The sequence below is a fragment of the Faecalibacterium sp. Marseille-P9312 genome (genome assembly GCF_902497445.1).
Lineage (GTDB): Bacteria > Bacillota > Clostridia > Oscillospirales > Ruminococcaceae > Faecalibacterium > Faecalibacterium longum.
On sequence record NZ_CABVEW010000020.1, the window covers coordinates 37395 to 57262 of the forward strand.

At 52.2% G+C, this 19868-nt stretch carries 17 protein-coding genes and 1 pseudogene; 6 read left to right on the forward strand and 12 right to left on the reverse strand.

Annotated elements, in window-relative coordinates; genetic code table 11:
• Nucleotides 1-129: 129 nt before the first annotated feature.
• The 4 genes from F3G95_RS12935 to F3G95_RS12950 form a co-directional block, all read right to left on the reverse strand.
• Nucleotides 130-1503, reverse strand: coding sequence for an MATE family efflux transporter (locus F3G95_RS12935; RefSeq protein WP_149795262.1), 1374 nt, complete (start codon nt 1501-1503; stop codon nt 130-132).
• Nucleotides 1504-1710: 207 nt separating this feature from the next.
• Nucleotides 1711-1974 (reverse strand): metal-sensing transcriptional repressor, encoded by a 264-nt coding sequence (locus tag F3G95_RS12940; protein WP_044912385.1) that lies wholly within the window; start codon nt 1972-1974, stop codon nt 1711-1713.
• A gap of 10 nt (nt 1975-1984) precedes the next feature.
• Complete coding sequence (locus tag F3G95_RS12945; RefSeq protein WP_243130397.1) at nt 1985-4564, reverse strand: heavy metal translocating P-type ATPase; 2580 nt, start codon at nt 4562-4564, stop codon at nt 1985-1987.
• Nucleotides 4565-4623: 59 nt separating this feature from the next.
• Nucleotides 4624-4914: a hypothetical protein gene (locus tag F3G95_RS12950; protein WP_149795263.1), complete on the reverse strand. Its 291-nt coding sequence runs from the start codon at nt 4912-4914 to the stop codon at nt 4624-4626.
• Between the two features lie 41 nt (nt 4915-4955).
• Here F3G95_RS12950 and F3G95_RS12955 point away from each other — a divergent pair, with 41 nt between their 5' ends.
• Both F3G95_RS12955 and F3G95_RS12960 read left to right on the forward strand, forming a co-directional pair.
• Nucleotides 4956-5174 carry a cation transporter gene (locus tag F3G95_RS12955; protein WP_002576192.1) on the forward strand — a complete coding sequence of 73 codons (219 nt, stop codon included), beginning with the start codon at nt 4956-4958 and terminating at the stop codon, nt 5172-5174.
• 101 nt (nt 5175-5275) lie between these two features.
• Nucleotides 5276-7156, forward strand: a complete 1881-nt coding sequence (locus F3G95_RS12960) for a heavy metal translocating P-type ATPase (protein WP_149795264.1) — start codon at nt 5276-5278, stop codon at nt 7154-7156.
• Between the two features lie 47 nt (nt 7157-7203).
• On the opposite strand, the gene F3G95_RS12965 is transcribed toward F3G95_RS12960, so the two are convergent.
• Nucleotides 7204-7569 carry a metalloregulator ArsR/SmtB family transcription factor gene (locus F3G95_RS12965; protein ID WP_005342296.1) on the reverse strand — a complete coding sequence of 122 codons (366 nt, stop codon included), beginning with the start codon at nt 7567-7569 and terminating at the stop codon, nt 7204-7206.
• Nucleotides 7570-7652: 83 nt separating this feature from the next.
• Here F3G95_RS12965 and F3G95_RS12970 point away from each other — a divergent pair, with 83 nt between their 5' ends.
• Entirely contained in the window at nt 7653-7970 is a 318-nt protein-coding gene (locus F3G95_RS12970; RefSeq protein ID WP_149795265.1) for a metalloregulator ArsR/SmtB family transcription factor, read from the forward strand.
• A 46-nt stretch (nt 7971-8016) separates the two neighbouring features.
• Here the strand turns inward: F3G95_RS12970 and F3G95_RS12975 are convergent, their stop codons facing one another.
• Nucleotides 8017-8535 (reverse strand): nitroreductase family protein, encoded by a 519-nt coding sequence (locus tag F3G95_RS12975; RefSeq protein WP_149795266.1) that lies wholly within the window; start codon nt 8533-8535, stop codon nt 8017-8019.
• Between the two features lie 150 nt (nt 8536-8685).
• Between F3G95_RS12975 and F3G95_RS12980 the strand changes: the two genes are divergently transcribed.
• Entirely contained in the window at nt 8686-9042 is a 357-nt protein-coding gene (locus F3G95_RS12980; protein WP_149795267.1) for a helix-turn-helix domain-containing protein, read from the forward strand.
• 53 nt (nt 9043-9095) lie between these two features.
• Here the strand turns inward: F3G95_RS12980 and F3G95_RS12985 are convergent, their stop codons facing one another.
• A complete protein-coding gene (locus F3G95_RS12985; protein WP_149795268.1) occupies nt 9096-10121 on the reverse strand; it encodes a radical SAM protein in 1026 nt (341 codons plus the stop codon).
• A gap of 386 nt (nt 10122-10507) precedes the next feature.
• On the opposite strand from F3G95_RS12985, the gene F3G95_RS12990 reads away from it, so the two are divergent.
• The gene (locus tag F3G95_RS12990) at nt 10508-10702 is read left to right on the forward strand and encodes a DUF3873 domain-containing protein (RefSeq protein WP_097793455.1); all 195 of its coding nucleotides are present in this window, start codon (nt 10508-10510) and stop codon (nt 10700-10702) included.
• A 54-nt stretch (nt 10703-10756) separates the two neighbouring features.
• On the opposite strand, the gene F3G95_RS12995 is transcribed toward F3G95_RS12990, so the two are convergent.
• The 5 genes from F3G95_RS12995 to F3G95_RS13015 form a co-directional block, all read right to left on the reverse strand.
• The gene (locus F3G95_RS12995; RefSeq protein WP_149795276.1) at nt 10757-12139 is read right to left on the reverse strand and encodes a relaxase/mobilization nuclease domain-containing protein; all 1383 of its coding nucleotides are present in this window, start codon (nt 12137-12139) and stop codon (nt 10757-10759) included.
• Between the two features lie 53 nt (nt 12140-12192).
• Nucleotides 12193-12468 carry a hypothetical protein gene (locus F3G95_RS13000; protein WP_149795269.1) on the reverse strand — a complete coding sequence of 92 codons (276 nt, stop codon included), beginning with the start codon at nt 12466-12468 and terminating at the stop codon, nt 12193-12195.
• A gap of 109 nt (nt 12469-12577) precedes the next feature.
• Nucleotides 12578-12910, reverse strand: a complete 333-nt coding sequence (gene mobC / locus F3G95_RS13005) for a plasmid mobilization relaxosome protein MobC (protein WP_117527999.1) — start codon at nt 12908-12910, stop codon at nt 12578-12580.
• Nucleotides 12907-18639 carry an SNF2-related protein gene (locus F3G95_RS13010; RefSeq protein WP_149795270.1) on the reverse strand — a complete coding sequence of 1911 codons (5733 nt, stop codon included), beginning with the start codon at nt 18637-18639 and terminating at the stop codon, nt 12907-12909. Before F3G95_RS13010 ends, mobC begins: the two co-directional genes overlap by 4 nt.
• A 374-nt stretch (nt 18640-19013) precedes the next feature.
• The gene (locus F3G95_RS13015; protein WP_149795271.1) at nt 19014-19370 is read right to left on the reverse strand and encodes a TnpV protein; all 357 of its coding nucleotides are present in this window, start codon (nt 19368-19370) and stop codon (nt 19014-19016) included.
• A 130-nt stretch (nt 19371-19500) separates the two neighbouring features.
• Between F3G95_RS13015 and F3G95_RS13020 the strand changes: the two are divergent.
• Nucleotides 19501-19868: pseudogene (locus F3G95_RS13020) on the forward strand (hypothetical protein); the annotation flags it as partial.

The following is a 19868-nucleotide window of genomic DNA, read 5'->3' on the forward strand; positions in this document are numbered from 1 at the left end:
AATGTCTTTATTCCGCACAGATCATTGACGGCAAGTTTTCAATTTTTTGCATATCCAAAGTGCAACGCCGATTATTGAAATAATGGTCGCTGAACCAAAAAACTTTTTAAGCGTCATAAGCGATCCTCCTTACCGATTCACGGAAGAAGTCGCAGGCAGTTTGCGGAACTCATAAGCCACCATGAACGCGATAATAGCAACCAGAATCGCATCGGTCAGCGCAATCGCCAGCCACACGCCGCGAATACCCATGCCGCCGATCATCGGCAGAACCACGCAGAGCGGGATAAAAAGAATGATCTGACGGAACAGCACAAGCCAGGTGGCCTTTTTCGCTTTACCCAAAGACTGGAACAGGGTCACGGCGATCATAAAACTGCCTTGCAGGATATAGGTGCTGAACATGATACGGAAGTTTGTCGCACCTGATGCGGCAATACCCGGCGTTGTCAGGAACATGGACAAAATCTTTTCCGGGAACAGCTCGGCGGGGATATAGAACACCAGCGACAGCAGCGTTGCGGCGATAATGAAAACTCTGGTCAGCGTCTTTACCCGGTCATAGTCTTTCGCACCGTAGTTTGTACCGGCGGCAGGCTGGAATCCCTGGCTGATACCCCATAGAGGTACAAAAGAGAAATTCCAGAACCGGAGCGCCGCCGCTAAAAGGAGCTGGGAGGTTTCACCGCCATAGTTCGATGCCACACGATAAATCACTGTCTGCTGCACCAGGGTCAGAATCTGCATTAACAGAGCAGAGATGCCGACAGAAAGAACCTGGGGAAGCAGCTCACCATCAATGCGGATACGCCCGATCTTCACATGGGGGCTTTTCTTCTTGAAATACCACAGGGTAATCGCAGCCTGGACAAACTGGGAGAAAATCGTTGCATAAGCAGCCGCTTCAATGCCCATGCCGTAGGGGTTGAGGATGCTGATAAAAATGGGGTCAAGGATAATGTTCAAAATAGCGCCGCTGGCAATAATGGTCATTGCCCTTTTGAGCTGGCCTTCTCCACGGATGACCATGTTGGCGCTCTGGAAGAAGTTTACGAACAGAGAACCGGCGAATACGATCCGCAGATATTTCTCAGCGTAATTCAGAATGTTATCGCTGGCTCCGGTCAGGGACAGAAGCTGGCGGGTGAAAACCATACCCACAACAGTGTAGATGACGGACAACAGAAGAACCATCGCAACCAAGTTGCCCATGATCTTCTTAATTGTGTTCTCGTCCTTCTTACCGATAGCGCGGGACAGTACCGATGCAGAACCCACGCCCAGCATTGCCGCTGAACCGGCATTGATAAGGGTTAAAGGATAGGATACCGATATGGCTCCCATCTGCACGTCACCAACCATCTGGCCGACAAAGATGGAATCCATCATGTTATAAAGCCCAACGACCACCATGCCAAGAACCGCAGGGATGCTAAGTTCAATCATCAGCGGCCAGGGAGTTTTTGTTAAGAGCTTTGTTCTTGTGTCAAGTGCCTGTTTCATCACTCTATTCCTCCTGGTCTATTTTAATTACAAGGTATCCAGCAAAACGCGCCAGTGACGCGCCTCACTGGATTAACCATATCTAACCAACCACTTAAAGTATATAAAAACCGGGCTTCTTTGTACGCTCCCAACCGCAGGATTTACAATCCAATCTGAAACGAATTTAGGAGCGGAAAGGACATAAGGCCCTTCCCGCTCCCGTTGTTACTGTATCATTTTTTCCAGTAATTTCAGGGCTTCTTCCAGTTTTGGATTTACAGCGTCCGTTTGCAGGGCATCCCGGACGCAGCTTCGTATATGGGCTTGCAAAATCTGCTGATTGGCGCTTTTTAATAACGCCTGCGTAGCAAGAAGCTGATTGGAAATATCCACGCAATAGCGATTTTCCTCAACCATTTGCAGGATACCGTCTAACTGTCCTCTGGCGATTTTTAGCTTGTGAACAATATCGCCTTTCTTGGCCTTCATAAACGGCCCGTTACTGGATACTAACGAGCTGATAGCCAGCGTCCTCGATAGCAGCTTTCAGCACAGCATCCGGCACATCCTGGTCAAGCTGCACCTGGGCCGACTTACTCTCCAGGGAAACATCCACATCCTTGATGCCCTGGATGTCCCGCAGCGCCTTATCAACGTGTTTTACACACATTCCGCAAACCATTCCTTCGATGTTCAATACTTTTTCCATGTGAATTGCTCCTTTTCGTTCTTGTTTAATTGTTGTTTGTTCATACATAGGGGCTGAATCCCGTTCTGTATTGGCCTGATGCCTCGCCTTGAACCACCGCAGACGCAGGGCATTGGACACCACGAATACCGAACTGAAACTCATAGCAAAAGCGCCGATCATGGGGTTCAGCTTCCATGCAAAGGGAAGATAGAATACGCCTGCCGCCACCGGAATACCGATGATGTTGTAGATAAACGCCCAGAACAGATTTTGCTTGATGTTGCGGATAACCGCCTTACTAAGCTGGATTGCCGTGGACACATCCAGCAGATCGCTTTTCATCAAAACAATGTCCGCTGACTCAATCGCCACATCCGTTCCGGCCCCGATAGCGATACCAACATCCGCTCTGGCAAGGGCCGGAGCATCGTTGATACCGTCACCGACCATCGCCACTTTCTTCCCGGCGCTCTGCAAACGGCGGATCTCCTTCTCCTTATCCTGGGGGAATACCTCTGCCACAACACGATCCACGCCGACCTGACGCCGAATCGCTTCTGCGGTCTTTGCATTGTCGCCGGTCAGCATGACCACCTCAATGCCCATGCCGGTCAATTCCGCTATGGCCTGCTTGCTGGTGGGCTTGACTACATCCGCCACGGCAATAACACCAATAAGCTGACCACCACGGGCAAAGAACAGAGGTGTTTTCCCGTCAACGGCCATTTCCTCACCCAACTGAAGGAGCGCGCCGCCATTGATGCCATTTGCTGCCATCAGTCGGCGGTTTCCGGCAAGGCACGTTTCGTTTCCAATCTGCCCCACAAGGCCCTGACCGGGAATCTGCTTGAAACCGTCCACCGGAAGGAAGGAAAGGTCTGCTTTTTCGGCCTCCGCCACAATCGCGTCCGCCAGCGGATGCTCGGACATTTTTTCCAGCGAAGCGGCGATTTGCAGCAGCTCCTTTTGTGGAACGCCCTCTTTGCAGAGCATATTTGTCACTACGGGCGTACCCTGAGTAATTGTGCCGGTCTTATCCAACACAACCGTATCAATGCTATGGGCCGTTTCTAGGGCCTCCGCCGATTTAATCAGGATACCATTGCTTGCGCCTTTGCCGGTTCCGACCATAATGGCCGTAGGCGTAGCAAGGCCCAGCGCACAGGGGCAGGAAATGACCAGGACGGAGATGCCGATAGACAGGGCAAATTCAAAGCCATATCCCAACAGCAGCCAGACAATGACTGCAATCAGCGCGATGCTGATAACAACCGGAACAAACACGCCGCTGACCTTATCAGCCAGTTTCGCAATAGGGGCCTTGGAGCTGGTCGCTTCATCCACCAGCCGGACGATCTGTGCCAGCGTGGTATCATCGCCCACCTTGGTGGCCTGCATCTTGAAATAGCCGGACTTACTTGTGGTCGCGCCGATCACTTTGTCCCCGATATGCTTCTCCACGGGGATGCTCTCGCCGGTCAGGGCAGATTCATCAACGGAGGAAAAGCCCTCGATGACAATACCATCCACCGGCACAGACTCACCGGCCTTGACAATCAGGGTTTCGCCCAACTGCACTTCTTCCACAGGCACCTGAAGCTCTTTTCCGTCCCGCTCCACAGTGGCCGTTTTTGGGGCCAGATTCATCAGCTTTGTGATTGCGTCCGAAGTCTTACCCTTTGCGCGTGCTTCCAGGGTTTTACCCAGGGTGATAAGGGTCAGGATCATGCCTGCGGATTCAAAATACAAATCCATCATAAAGCTGTGAACCGTAGCCATATCCCCATGACCAAATCCAATGCCGATTTTGTAAATGGCGTAAATGCCATAAACGATTGCGGCGCTGGAGCCTATCGCAATCAGCGAATCCATGTTAGGCGAGCCGTGGAACAGGGTCTTGAAGCCCATCCGGTAATATTTGAAGTTGATGAACACCACCGGGATCAGCAGCAGGAATTGAGTAAATGCAAAGCTGATTGCGTTTTCCATCCCCAGCAAGGAGCTGGGGAGCGGCCACCCCATCATGTGACCCATAGAAATATAAAACAGCGGGATCGTAAAAAGGGCAGAAAGCAGCAGCCGCTGTTTCATCTGCTTGTATTCTGCCTGTGCCGTACTGACCTCCGGTTTTGCTGCCGGTGTGGTCGTCCGGCTCTTGTTTTGTGCGGAGGCTTTGGGAATCGCGCCATAACCGGCCTTTTCAACGGCCTGGACGATTCCCGCCGTATCCAAAACGGATTCATCATAAGAAGCAACCATGCTGTTTTTTAACAGGTTGACGGACACTTCTTTGATGCCAGGTAGCTTTGCCACGCTCTTTTCCACTCTGGTAGAGCAGGCCGAGCAAGTCATACCCGTAATGTCAAATTGCTCCTTTTGCAAAATCATCACTTCTTTCTTATAAAGATTTGTGCGAGTACCCCTCCCCCGTAGGGAACTAAATACCGTTATGAAAAGGGGCGTTTGGCATCTTGGGGGAAAGATGCTAAAGCCCCGAACATAAAGTTTACGCACAAGGTCTTTGACCGTTTTTCATTATACTTATCCTGCTTCTCCTTTGTCCGCTCCAAAGTGGAGCTTTTTTTATCCAAAGAGAAATGAGGTTTTTTGCTGGAAATCCAATCGGCAGGTTTTCCAATCCAAAGGGCAGAACCGCTCCCAAATTCATTGACTTTGAGGGTTTTCGTGAATATACTGGCGGCATGAACGATTAAACAATCTTTTAATCGTTCAGCCATATCAAACCAACCAAATACAAAAATGTAAGGGGGCTTTCTCCATGAAAAAGACCATTAAACTGCTTGACCTGGACTGCGGCCATTGTGCTGACAAAATCCAGAACGCCGTGAAGAAGATCGACGGTGTGACCAGCGTATCCGTCAACTTCCTGGGTCAGAAGATGGTTCTGGAAGCGCCGGACGATCAGTTTGACGCTGTTCTGGCCGAAGCAAAGACGCTGATTAAGCAGATCGAGCCGGATGTGACTGTTAAGGCGTAATGAAAAGCTGGACACCGGCTGCCACAAGGTAGCCGGTGTTTTTCATCAATAGACAGAAAAAGCGTGACACGCTTTATGCTGCAACGAAAGGAGAATACACTATGACACGAAAACAAAGGCACTTGCTCACACGCATTATCGTGGCGGCGGTGCTGTTTCTTGCAGGCAGCTTGCTCCATCTCCCTGAATTGGCGGAGATGGCGGTCTTTCTCGTCTGCTATGTGGTTGTCGGCTGGGATATTGTCTGGAAGGCAATCACGAACATCCTGCATGGACAGGTGTTTGACGAAAATTTCCTGATGACGATTGCCACCATCGGCGCACTCATTTTGGGCGAACATTCCGAGGGCGTTGCCGTTATGCTGTTTTATCAGGTGGGCGAATGGTTCCAGTCCTATGCGGTGTCCAAGTCCAGAAAATCTATCGCAAGCCTGATGGATATTCGCCCGGACTATGCCAACATCGAAAGGGACGGAAAGCTGGTTCAGGTTGACCCGGATGAGGTTCAGATCGGAGAAACCATTGTTGTGAAACCGGGAGAGCGCATCCCGCTGGACGGTACGATTCTCAAAGGCTTTTCCACCTTGGACACTTCGGCCCTGACCGGAGAATCCATGCCCCGCGAGGTGGAGCCGGGAATGGAGGTCATCAGCGGTTGTATCAACCAGACCGGTATCCTGAACATCCAGACCACAAAGGAATTTGGGGAATCCACCGTAGCCAAAATCCTTGACCTTGTAGAAAACGCAAGCGATAAGAAGGGCCGTATTGAGAATTTCATCACGCGCTTTGCCAGGTATTATACCCCGGTAGTGGTATTCGCTGCTCTGGCGCTGGCGATCCTGCCGCCGCTGATTACCCAGCAGCCATTCAGCACTTGGATTTACCGGGCCTTGACCTTCCTGGTGATTTCCTGCCCCTGTGCGCTGGTCATTTCCATTCCGCTTAGTTTCTTCGGAGGCATCGGCGGCGCATCCAAGATCGGTGTTCTGGTAAAGGGCAGCAACTATCTGGAGGCCCTGGCAAATACCGAGATCGTGGTCTTTGATAAGACCGGCACACTGACAAAAGGCTCCTTTGCGGTCAGCGAGATCCACCCTGTCGGCATGGAGGAAGCGCAGCTTTTGGAGCTGGCCGCATACGCTGAGGACTACTCCAACCACCCGATTTCTCTTTCTATTAAAAACGCCTATGGACAGAAAATCGACAACAGCCGAGTTTCCGATGTCCAGGAAATTGCCGGTCACGGCGTACAGGCCGTGATTGATGGGAAAACGATTCTGGCAGGAAACACCAAGCTGATGGAGAGAGCGCATATTAAGTACACGCCATCCTCGGCTGTCGGCACCGTGGTCTATCTGGCCTGTGACGGGAAATACGCTGGATGTATCATCATTGAGGACGAGATCAAGGCCGATGCTCCAGCCGCAATCAAGCTGCTGAAATCTGCCGGTATCCGCAAAACGGTCATGCTGACCGGCGATGCAGATGCCGTTGGAAAGAAAGTCGCAGGGCAGCTTCATCTGGATCAGGTTTATACCGAACTGCTGCCCGCTGATAAGGTTGACCGCGTGGAAAGCCTGCTGAAGCAGAAAAGCGAAAAAAGTATGTTGGCCTTTGTTGGGGACGGTATCAATGACGCTCCCGTACTGGCGCGGGCCGATGTCGGTATTGCTATGGGCGGATTGGGTTCCGATGCTGCCATTGAAGCTGCTGACGTTGTTCTTATGACGGATGAACCGTCCAAAATTGCCGCTGTTATGAAGATCGCCCGTAAGACGATTCGCATCGCAAATCAGAACATTGTGTTTGCTCTGGGCGTTAAATTCCTGGTTCTGATTTTAGGTGCGCTGGGCTATGCGAATATGTGGGCGGCGGTGTTCGCGGATGTAGGCGTTTCCATTATTGCGATTCTCAATGCCATCCGCGCCATGCGGGTCAAGCTGCCGGATATGCCTGCGGGCAGCACAAATCAGGGTTAAGCGCAATAGAAATGCGCCGCAACTTTCACACGCTGCGGCGCATTTCCTTATTGTTCAGTCGGGCATGATATTTCAAACAACGCATCTATGGCATGATGCAGGAGCTTTGCCTGCGGCGTGTCCGACAGCGAATAATAAACTTCTTTTCCGTCCCTGCGGCTTGAAATGATCCCGCTTTTTTTTAATATCCGCAGATGATGTGACACAGCAGGGGCGCTCATATCCACAGCCGCCGCGAGATTACATACACATTCTTCACAATGGCACAGCAGCCATAGAATCCGCAGCCGGGTCGGATCGCCAAGCTGCTGAAATAAAAATGATATATCTTTAAACCCTTCTGCAGAGGGCATCTTATTTAATACTTTTTCAATATTCTGTCCGTGGTTGTGGGGTAGATTGTAATGCGGCATAAAAATCAGCTCCTTCCTATGACTATGATACTGACATAATTCTTGTCTGTCAAACAGCTTCATTATAGATTGGAGAAAAATACATGAACGAAACAGAGCAAACAACTTTTTCTGTTCCAAGCCCCGGCGAATTGGAACAATTAACCGAGCTTCACAAAGCGATGGGCGATTACACACGGATGCGGATACTTTGGTATCTGATGCAGAAAGATTCTTGCGTCAGCGAATTGGCACAAAAGATGGAGGTCACAGAATCGGCCATATCCCACCAGCTTCGTGCGCTTCGGATTGTCCGGTTAGTGCAATCACGCAAGGCTGGGAAAAGCGTGATCTATTCCTTGCAGGATGAACATATCCGGTGGATTCTTGAAGAAACCTATGCTCATATTTCAGAAAGATAAAAACGCAGCCCCTGTGCTGTTTTGCAGGGGCTGCGCGGGTATTCAATTACAGCGTTTCGTAGGAAACCAACTGGCTCATCGGGATGCGCTGCTTATTGAAGCGATTGGGATCGCCGGTTCCTTCGTTGGAGTAGCCGATAACCAGGATGTTGACCGGCTCCAAGTTGGCCGGGAGGTCAAATTCCTTACGCAGAACAGCGGGATCGAAGTAGCATACCCACACCGTTCCAAGGCCCAGCTCTGTGGCCTGGAGCATCATGTGGTCGGTCAGGATGGAGGCGTCAATGTCGCCGGTCTGCTTCTGGTCAAAAGGCCGCACCCATGCCTTATTGTGGTCGGCGCAGACGATAATGGCCAGGGGCGCTTCGTAGATGCTGGCCGCTTTGCCGATCTTCGCAAGACCTTCCTCGCTCTGAACAGCAATCAGGTGAACCGGCTGGAGGTTGGCAGCGGTGGGGGCTACATGAGCAGCCTCCAGAATCTTCTCCAGCTTCTCAGGCTCCACCTTCGTTTTCTTATAATTGCGTACCGACATACGCTGCTTTGCAATCGTAATAAAATCCATAGTACAAGATCCTTTCTGTATTTTTATTATGAACCTATCAAATCAACCATTGACCTAATTGTAGCACCAGAAAACAAAACCGCAAGAATGCACTTTTTCGGAAGATACTTCCCAAAAAGATAGCACCATGCGGGAAAGGAGAACCATTCTATGAAATGTCAAACCAATCAGTTTAACTGCCCCGTGGAGGCAACCCTTTCTTTGATCGGCGGCAAGTATAAGCCGTTGATCCTCTGGCATCTGATTGACCATCCATTACACTATATGGAGTTACAGCGGCTGATTCCAAACGCCACGCCGAAGATGCTTTCGCAGCAGCTTCACGATCTGGAAAACAACGGCATGATTCATCGTGAAGTAATTCCAGAAAAGCCGCCTAAGACGGTATATTCTCTTACCCCATTTGGACAGAGCATCGTCCCCATTCTGGACGCGATGTGCCAATGGGGAAACAGCTATCTGGACGGCCTGGATGTGCAGCCGCCATGCTGTCAAAGCCGCAAATAAAATGCTGGGCATAGCTGACGAAAAGCGGCTATGCCCAGCGTATATTTTCTGCTCTAAATTTGTGACTGCCGGACGTAATTGCACAGCGCGGCAAAGTCCACATGGGGATTCTTACTTAAAATCTGTTGCAGACTTTCCTCGGCCTTCTGATGCAGCTTCGGATTTTTCAGATCGTCCAAGCGGAAGAAGATATTGAGCCGCCTGCCGACAGCAAACAAAAGCCTTTCATCCGGTGGCAGGGTCAGAAAGCGGTCAATCGTAGAGAGCATTTCCTGTTTCTCCGTCCGCAGATTTCCTCTGATCTCCAGAAGCAGATTGACGATGTGTTCATTCACATAGTAACTGTCCATCTCATGTAGCTGTTGTAAGAATAGCTTTTGCTCTACAACGATTTCTTCCTCCGATTGCAGAGCAAAAGAGCCATTCCTGACAAACTCGCCCAGCTTGGACTCCGGCTTAATACCCGTGGCATGGACACGGATAAAATCTGGCTGGGTGATATTCAGCGCCTTTGCTGTTTGAGCAGCATTTTCTTCAGACAGCTCCTTGCCGCCGATCCCCAGCAATATGAACTCCGACAAGATCATGTCCGCTTCTTTTGCCATGCAGCCGCTTCGGACAACAATATCCGCGTCAAAACCTTTGTTGATAAGTTTCAGTATCTGATCCGAGCCGGTTTCCATTCCGCTGTAAAGATGGTTTAGGCCCGCTTGCCGGAGCGCCTTTAGCTCTGCCGGACTTTTCCGGGTGATACTATCAGCGCGGGCATAAGAAGTGATGTACTGCATATCAGGAAAGCTCTGATTGATCGCTTCCAAGATACGGAGCAGATAATCTGTTTTCAGCACCAGGGCATCCCCGTCCTGCAAGAAGCAGGAAGTAATCTTTTTCCCCCGGTTAAGCTGGGCCTGCCGCCTAATATCTTCGATGGTTTCATCGATGGGGCGCATGGAGAAGCGCATGGATTTATAAAGCCCGCAGAAATAGCACTTGTTCCAATGGCATCCCCTTGTGACCCGGATTAGCAGGCTGTTACTTTCAGAAGGTAGACGAATAGGCCCGATTTCTATATCTTTCATGGTGGTTATCCTTTCAGTGTATTCATGTTAAGGGTAGCATTTCACGGCGGGCTTAACAAGAACGCACTTTTAGGGTAGACACTTCCCGTATGGGTAGCACCTCAAACAAAACTGGCAAGCAATGCCGTCGTATATACAACGGCGACTTTTGCGTTGCAAAATGCTTGTTGGGGGAGTGCCCCAAACCCCTTTGATCTGCATTTTCCAATGCAGGCTGCGCCTCCCTGCGGGATGCTTTTGAAGATGTCAATCGTCACATCCTACGAAAAAATCGGTTACTTTTTGGCGTAAGGGTCAATGGAAGAATTTGATGGTTCATGGTACAATAGCAGACGTTGCGTGTTTTGCGGTTTGCACACGAACAGAGTTAAAAGGAGCTGTTAAACGTGGATACGATCTATCTGCTGCCCGGTGAGGAACGCTGCGTTGATTTCCGAGATGCCAATGGTGTTCCGAAGGTACACTACACTTACTGTTCTATCCGTGGCAAACTTTTCAACTGCACCTGCTGCACAAAGGCCGAAGCACAGCGGCTGTGTGAAGATTGGCTCGTAAAACAGGATCGCTGCTATATAAACTAAAAAATACCGCCGAGGATGCCTCCCAAAACGGGAAGAATCCTCGGCGGTATTCGCTTATCGGGTCTGAGTTTTCTCGGTGGTATCTTTTTCCTCCGCAAAAAAGCGTTCCACGTTTTTCTGTGCCCGGACCAGTTCCTGCATCTCGTTCCGTGCCTTGCGGTATTCCGGGTAGGCTGCTTTCTTTTTTGTCAGCAGCTCTGCAAACTCCGCATCCAACTCCTTGACTTTCGGCAATTTTTGCAGCCCGGCTTCGTCAAAGGCAGCTTTCGCCGCCTTGTGCAGAGTGATCTCCTCCCGGTGGGCTTCCAGAAACGCCTTGCTGTACCCGGCTTTCCGATAAGCGGCGTACACCTCACGGGTCTTAGCATAGTTGATGATGTGGGTTTTCAGGACAGCAATTTCCGTCAACCTTGCTTCTGCCGCCTTGATGGAATCCCCCATAGCATGATAGCATTCCGTTGCCGCCGCTGCACGTTCCCACAGTTCCTCGGCACTGCTAATCTTCTGCTCCTGCAAAAATAGCAGAGTTTTGGACATCTCTTTCAGATTGAACTTGGTTGCCCACTTTTTGTAGCCAACGCTTTTGCCCTCTGCCATTTTTCCCTGAATGTCCACCAGCAACTGGAAGGGCTGTTCTTTGGGCGGCTGCTTCTGGTACGGCTGGTGTTTCGCCCTGCCCTCCAGCACCGCCTTGATCTCGTCCTCACCATAGCCGGTGCCCAGTGTGCGGAAACGGATAAAGCGTTTCTGCCCCTTACCTTTCACCGCCGTGTGCTTGCCACGCTTCACCTCATAGCCCTGCTGTTCCAGCTTTTGCAGAAACGCTTCGTAATCCTCCGGCTTTTCTGCAAGGATGGTGTCGATGATTCCGCACAGGCGGTCACGGTTGCTCTCCTTGGGCGGATAGACGATGCGCTTCTGCCGTTCCCGATAAGGCTTGTACTCGATGGTGGAGAGCTGGTGCTCTAGGCAAATCAGGTCACTCAACCGCTGCACCGCAAAGGTGGAGAGCCAGAAATTTTTGAATTTTCGGGTCCCGTCCAAGGCAGTAGAATTATAAATAATGTGGTTGTGGATGTGTGCCCGGTCGGTGTGGGTAGCAACGATAAAAGCGTGTTTACCCTTCAAAAATCGCTCGGCAAACTCGTAGCCGATGCGGTTAGCTTCCTCCGGCGTAACTTCTCCCGGCTTGAAGGATTGCCGCACCTGATAGGCGATGACATCGCTTTTCTGGCTGCGCCCGGTGGTCTGCTCGTACAATCGTTTCGTCAGCAGAAATTCTTCATCCACGGTCAGCGGGCTGCACTGATAGCTGCTGACCAGTTCGCCCTGCTGTGTCTTGTCCGGGTTCTGGGCGTAATCCGTGCGGCTTTTCAGGCAGGCCGCAACGGATTTTCCCTTGTTTTTGTGCAGTGCAATCAATCTTGTTGCAGCCAGTTTGACCACCTCCCGGCAAAAAGAAAATGCCGCACAGTGGCGGCATAAAAATTTTATAATTCTGCAATCCAGCCGCTGAACCATTCCACGGCTTCTACAATGACCGTTCCGGCGGTGAGGAGCAGGAAGCATCCAAACTCCGCCACCAGCAAGATCAAAAACTGCATCCACTCCCGGCAGTACAGCGTATAAAGGCCGCAGCCAAAAATATACAGCATGGGCAGAGCCAGCACAAACGCCGACAGGTTCAGCGTCCATTTCAGCATCAGCGCAAGGAAAGCCGTAAGCAGCCAAAACGGGAAAACGATCATCTTAAAAACGAACCTCATATCTAGCACCCGCCTTTCTTTCACCCCGATTATAAAGGTATCAACGATTGCTTTGCAAGGATGTCGCCCCTTATGTACCCCCGCAGTCCTCCAACTGCGGGGAAAAATTTTAGAGTTCTGCCAGCCGAGCGAGAATTTTTCTGCCAATGTCGATCAGTTCATCCAGCCGCTGCCGCAGGTCCTCCATGTCGGCGGCGTAGACTCGACCATTTTCATTGGCGGCTTTGGCGTACTGGTTCAGATTGTTGCTACACATCTGCAAAAGATATGCCATGCGGCGCAGTTCTTTCAAATCCAGATGCAGACAGTAGCCGTCCAGAGCCATCTTGCGGATATAGGCACTCAGGCTGCGGATGCCCATGCCCAGCATCTTTTCATAAATGCGGTTCTTCTCGGCTTTTGTGGTTCTCAGAATGATGATCTCGTCCCGCTTTTCCCTCACCGGGCATCACCGTCCTTGTCCAGATAGCTTTTGAACGGACGGACAGGTTCAGCTTCATCCTTTTTCTCATCCAGAGCCGCCAGCACCGAGGGGCGACGAGGAGTATCTTCCTGTTCTTCCTCCTGTTCCGGCTCGTGGCTCTTTTCGTCCACATCCAACTGGGCGTTCAGTTCTGCAAGCCGTGCGGACTTTTCTGCCAGCTCTTCCTCTTGAGGGAAGGGCTTTTCCACCTCGATCTGCGCTGCCGCCTGCTGCTGATGCAGGGTGGTCAGCTCGTTCTCGGCGGCGGTGATGCGCTCCGGGAAGCTGTTCAACGAATTATCCAGCCGGATAATGTTGCCCAGTGGGTCGGTGCCCAAAGGCACAGTGTACTTTCGCTGCCCCTTCAAAAGTGCCTGATACTCCGTGCGGAAAGCATCGAACCGCAGAGAAAGCTCAAAGCCCCGGTAGCTGCCGATGACTTTTTCCTCGGCGTTGGGCAGTTCGGAACAGGCAAGCACCAAACGTTCACCGGCGGTCTTTTTCTCGTCGTAGGCAACGCCCTTGATGACCATGCCGCAAAACTCCTCCTTGCCCTGCGGATGGGCGGCGGCAAGCTGTGCATCGGCTTTCAACCCGGCAATGTGGGCGTTCGTTTCCTGAATGTCAGCCGGGAACTTGGTCAGCAATTTGTCCTGCAAGCGGAATTTCTGGCTCTGGTGGTCGGCTTTCAGCACCTTCAGCTTTGCCACCTGCACATCCAAGTCCATCTTCTCCTTGATGAGCGGATTTCCGGCACACAGTGCCTTGATCTCTGCATAAGAAAGTGCCTGCTCGTCCACATCCTCGCAGGAGCGCACCGGGGATTTGGAAGTCATGATTTGACTGATAAATCGCTGTTTATTCTCAAGGGTCTGCCACAAATAGGCATCAAATGTCCCTTCCGTGACGTAATTGAACACCTTGACTTCCTTATTCATATTGCCCTGCCGGATGATGCGACCATTGCGCTGGGTCATGTCGCTGGGCTTCCAGCCAACGTCCAAGTGATGCACCGCCACAAGCCGCGATTGGACGTTGGTTCCTGCTCCCATTTTTGCCGTACTTCCGAGCAAAACCCGCACATCGCCGGAGCGCACTTTCGAGAACAGTGCCGCCTTTTTTGCTTCGGTGTCGGCGTTGTGGATAAACTCGATCTCATTTTCCGGCACACCGGCGGCGACTAACTTTTTGCGAATATCATCGTAGACGTTGAAATTGCCATCGTTTTTCGGGGTGGAGAGGTCGCAGAACAAAAGTTGGGTCAGCTTCTGGTCTTTGCCCTCCTCCCAGATCTTCAGCACGTTCTGCACACAGACGTTGAGTTTGCTGTTGGGGTCGTCTGGGAGCATGGGATTCATCAGGCGAACGTCCAGACCAATCTTGCGCCCATCGTTGGTGACGCAGAGCATATTGTCCACAGACGCATCCACATTGCCGGAGTGAATTTCCGCAGCACGTTTGCTCAACTCCTGCACCATTTCCTTTTGGAGGTCGGACGGCTTTGCCACCACGGTCTCAAACTTTGCCTCCGGCACAGGCAGGTGAAGCTGGTCACTGGTTTTAATGTCCGCAACCTCCTTGAACATGGACATCAGCTCCGGCAGATTGAAAAACTTGGCGAACCGGGTGCGGGCACGGTACCCTGTACCTTCCGGGGCAAGCTCAATGGCGGTGGTGGTCTCACCAAAGGTGGATGCCCAACAGTCGAAGTGGGTCAGCTTTTTCTGCTGCAAGGTGCTGTACTGCAAATACCGCATGACCGTGTACAGCTCGGTCATGGAATTGCTCACGGGCGTACCCGTGGCGAACACCACGCCCCGCCCGCCGGTGATCTCATCCAGATAGCGGCACTTGCCGAACATATCGCTGGACTTCTGGGCTTCGCTGGTGGATAATCCTGCGACATTTCGCATTTTTGTGGTCAAAAAGAGGTTCTTGTAAAAATGACTTTCGTCCACAAAGAGCCTGTCAACGCCCAGTTGCTCAAAGGTGATCACATCGTCCTTGCGCTCATCGGAGCGCAGTTTTTCCAGCTTGGTTTCCAGCGTTTTCCGGGTCTTTTCCATCTGCTTGATGGAGAAATTCTCGCCTGCGTGGACTTTCAGCTCGTTGATGGCGGCAAGCGTTTCATAAATTTGCTCCTGAATGATGCGCTCCTGCCGCTCAAAAGAAAGTGGGATTCTTTCAAACTGCGAATGACCGATGATAACGGCATCGTAATCGCCGGTGGCAATGCGGGCGCAGAACTTTTTGCGGTTGGCAGTCTCAAAGTCCTTGCGCCGTGCTACCAGCAGCTTGGCATTGGGGTAGAGGTTCAGGAACTCGCTTGCCCACTGCTCCGTCAGATGATTCGGCACGACAAAAAGTGATTTTTGACATAAGCCCAGCCTTTTCGCCTCCATTGCCGATGCAGCCATTTCAAAAGTCTTGCCGGCACCCACTTCGTGTGCCAACAAAGTATTGCCACCGTACAAAACGTGTGCTATTGCATTACGCTGGTGTTCTCTCAAGCTGATTTCCGGGTTCATGCCCACAAAATGAATATGGCTGCCATCGTATTCACGAGGGCGGGTACTATTGAATAGCTCATTGTACTGCCGGACCAGCGCAATGCGCCGCTGGGGGTCCTGCCAGACCCAGTTGGCGAAAGCATCCTTGATGACCTGCTGTTTCTGCTGTGCCAGCATGGTCTCCCGTTTGTTCAGCACACGCTTGGGCTTGCCCTCGGCATCCTCGATGGTGTCGTAGATACGAACATCCTTCAGGTTCAGGGTTTCTTCCAGAATCTTATAGGCGTTGGCACGGGACGTGCCGTAGGTTTCGGACGAAATAATGTCACTCCGCCCGGTGGCAGTCTTGCCCTCCACACGCCACTCGGCGGTATAAGGAGAATATCTCACTTTGACTGCATGGCGCAGATAGTAGGGGATCTGGAATGTCTCGGTCATAAACTTCTGGATAATGTTCGGGTCCAGCCATGTTGCACCCAGCCGCACATCAATTTCAGATGCTTCCAGTTCTCTGGGCTGTGCTTTGGTCAGTGCATCCACGTTGACCACAAATTCCGGGTTTGTCTCAGCGGCAAACTGCGCCATCCGCAGCTTTGCCCGGACATCGCCGGACAGGTACTCGTCTGCCATCTGCCAGCCTGCTTCCGGGTCGGTAGGGTCGGCGGCAGGGTCTTTGAAGATCACACCGGAAAGTTCGGTGGTAATGCGCCCGTACTCACCGGGGGTTCCCAGCAGTTCTGCCATATAGGGCAAATCTACCTTGCCATGCTCCCCAATGGACACCGCCAACGCTTCGCTGGGGGTATCCACACTGGTAACGGTGCGCTCCGGGCGAATGGTGCGCTTGGTGAACATTGCAGCCTTGCTCTTGAGCTGCCCCTGCTCGTCCAGATTTTCCAGCGAGCACAACAGATAATACGAGGAATCCTGCTCAAACAGCCACCCGTTTTTGCGGTCGTTCAGCAAGCCGTACTTTGCGGTAAAGGCATCGTAGGCGGCGTTCAAACGCTCCTGTGTTGCCTTGATATCCTCGTCCGGGTAGTCGTTCAACTGCTGGTCGATCAGGTCGTTGACGATCTGGCGCAGTTCCACCATGCCGGTGACGCGCCCCTTGGCGGTGTCGGAAAGTTCCACCTGCGTCATGACCGAATTTTCCCGGTAGAACACCTCGCCGTCCACTACGGTGTAGGAGAAGTTCTTCACCTCTGGGTCGGCAGGTAGAGTGCGCCGGGTGGCTTCTTCTTCAGCAATGTCGGGAGCATCCACCTCGGCGGCGGTGTACTGCCCCTCGATGTGCTGTACCGCCTCGGCAAGCTGGTCTGCAAGGTTTGCACCCCCGATGGGCGCAACGGTCAATTCCTCTCGTCCGTACTGGGTGCTTTCGGTGGTCAGTTCGCCCAGCACCATCTCCGAGTGGTCTACGAAATACTGGTTGATGGCAAAGCCGTCCCCGGTCTTGCCAAGCTGCACCCATGCAGGCTCAATGTCCGCAGGACGGTCACGCTTCTGCAAAAAGATAATGTCACTCACAACATCCGTGCCTGCGTTTGCCTTGAACGCATTATTCGGCAGACGGATAGCACCCAACAAATCGGCACGCTCTGCCATGTGTTTGCGGGCGGTGCTGTCCTTGCTGTCCATGGTGTATCGGCTGGTGACAAACGCCACTACGCCGCCCGGACGCACTTGGTCGATGGCCTTCGCAAAGAAATAATTGTGGATAGAAAACCCCAGCTTGTTGTACGCCTTATCGTTGACTTTATACTGACCAAAAGGCACGTTGCCCACCGCCAAATCGTAGAAATCACGGCGGTCGGTGGTCTCAAAGCCAGCCACAGTAATGTCAGCCTGCGGATACAGTTTTTTCGCAATGCGCCCGGTGATGCTGTCCAGTTCTACACCATACAGGCGGCTGTCTGCCATGCTGGTGGGTAGCATTCCAAAAAAATTGCCTGCGCCCATGGACGGCTCCAGAATGTTGCCAGACTGGAAGCCAATTTTTTCGACCGCATCATAAATAGAGCGAATCACTACCGGGGAGGTGTAGTGGGCGTTCAGGGTGCTGGAACGGGCGGCGGCGTACTCATCTTCGGAGAGCAGCCCTTTCAACTCTGCATATTCCTTTGCCCAACTATCTTTTCCGGGGTCAAAGGCATCCGCCAGACCGCCCCAGCCCACATACTGGGAAAGCACCTGCTGTTCCTCAGCGGTGGCACCCCGGTGTTCATCTTCCAGCTTGAACAGGGTGCGGATGGCTTCAATGTTCCGGGCATATTTCTGCTTTGCGCCGCCCTCGCCCAGATGGTCGTCCGTGATGTGGAAGTTCCCGGCAGGTTCCGGCGCAGCTTTAGCATTCAGGGCTTCATCCAAGGCAGCGGCATCCGGGAAGGTCTGCACTTCGCCGTCAATCACCGTAGAGATGGGCAGTTCGTCCAGTTCTTCATCGGAAAGTTCCGGCTCAACCTGCTGCAGACCGTCCTCGAACTGTTGCTTATTGATTACTTCGTTATCCCACGACTGTCCCTGTGCGCTGGTGTCGATGCGAACATCCGTTTCGCCTACATAGCCGATGGTTCCCTCGATGGTTCGGGTAGGAAGATCAACGATAACATTGTCACCGACCTTGTAATCGGGCAGGGTGTGTTCCATCACATCCTGTTCCTGCTCGTACAACTCCCGGACAAGAGCCAGCGGTTCCTCCCGGAAAACTGGCATCCGCAGGTCGGCCAGTGCCATATCCTGCAAGGAAACCTTGCCCTTATCAAAATCCACTCCGTCAATCCGAAATTTCCGGCCATCCATATTGATGATGGAGCCGATGGGCAGATAGTCCTCTTTGTGCAGATGTTTAGTCTGGTGATGAGTCCCATCTTCGTTCAATCCGGCAAGGTAAACATCATTGCCCGCAGACCACAATTCTTTTGACTTTCTTACCCATAAGCTAGGTGGAAAGCCTGTGACCTGAACTTCGCCCAGTGCTGTTTCTCTCGTAAACAAAGCACTGTTGAGAACTTTTGCGACCTTGGCAGCATCTTCTCCATAGAACATAAAATTGCCGCCAGCTTCAAATCCAACCAGAGTATCCGGGTGCTGCGCCTTTAATGCAGTGTATTCGGCTGCACTGGCGGCGTTCAGTTCAAGAGGAAAGTCGATGGCTCTTCTTTCTTTGTCCGACAGGTAGCGGTCAGACTGAATCATCAGGTCAATATATTTTTCGACCCGATCCCAGCGGAGAAGCACTTTCTGATGGTCGGGATAATGCTCAAACGTCAGACCCTTGCTGTCATGGTCAAGCCAACCACTGCTTCCGTCCAGATAAGTGTGTGAAGAACCGCCGGGGCCATACGGTGCATATTCTTTGGTAAGAGCTTTTGCCCGGAGTTTTCGGTCAGGCTGCAACTGATAAATTTTCCATATCCGAAGTTTGCTGCCTTCAACATTGGAACCTCTCCGCAGCGCATTTTCAATCTCCGCCTGCGACAAAACAAAAGCGGAGGGCGATTTATCGCTCTCCGCTTGGTCGATGGATTCAATTTGCTTGGCTTCGGTGGGAATGTGGGCATCGAAGAAACTTAGCTGTAAATCAGCTCGTTCATCACCAGTTCCTCGGCCTGTGCTTTCAGGCTGTTCATGTGCTGCACCCACTCCATCTGATGCCGCTCTTTGTTCGGAGCCGGGTTCTGCTTCAGCAGTTCCTGCATGGTCTGCTGCATCCGGCTCTCTGCCGTCTGCTCCACCTCCATCAGGTGCGGGTACAGGCTCCCCGACAGGAGCATCGTGTTGTACAGTACCGGATGCTGCTGCTTCAGAAAGTTCAGGCGCAGCCTGCCGTACTTGCCCAGCGGCTTCCGGGGCTGGTTCAGGGTCAGGTTCGGGAGAAGGTAATCCCCGACGGTCGAGTAGGTCACGTTCCTGCTGTTCGTATTCATATTGGCTCCTTTCTGCATTGCGGCGGCGAATGGTTGTTTTTACGGTGCGCTCGATGTTGCGCAGCACCTCCCGGCTCATGTCGCTGACGGCTGCGCCGAGGGCGTAAACACTATCCGGGGTGGAAAACTCGTGGATGGCTCGAAAATCTTCCTTGTCGAACCACCCGGCAGGCTCAAAGCCGCAGCGTTCCAGCAACGTGTAGGTGACGCTGATGGCGGCAGCGGACTTGAACTGCATCTCCACTCCGGCTTCATCATAATCCATCAAGAGCGACCCGTCAACGATGGCGCGGATGTCCCCGCCGTTGTTGTCCCAGTAATCTGCCACCAGTTTCCCGGCAACATCTGCAAGCTGCTGGCTGACACGCTCCCCGCTGATGCCATAGGTCTTGTTCAACATTTCCGAAACCGGCTGCACCAAATCGGGACCGAGCTGCCACACCTCCGGGTCACGGGAATTGCGGCGAACCCCGGTGTCCGACACATCGAAAACGTAGT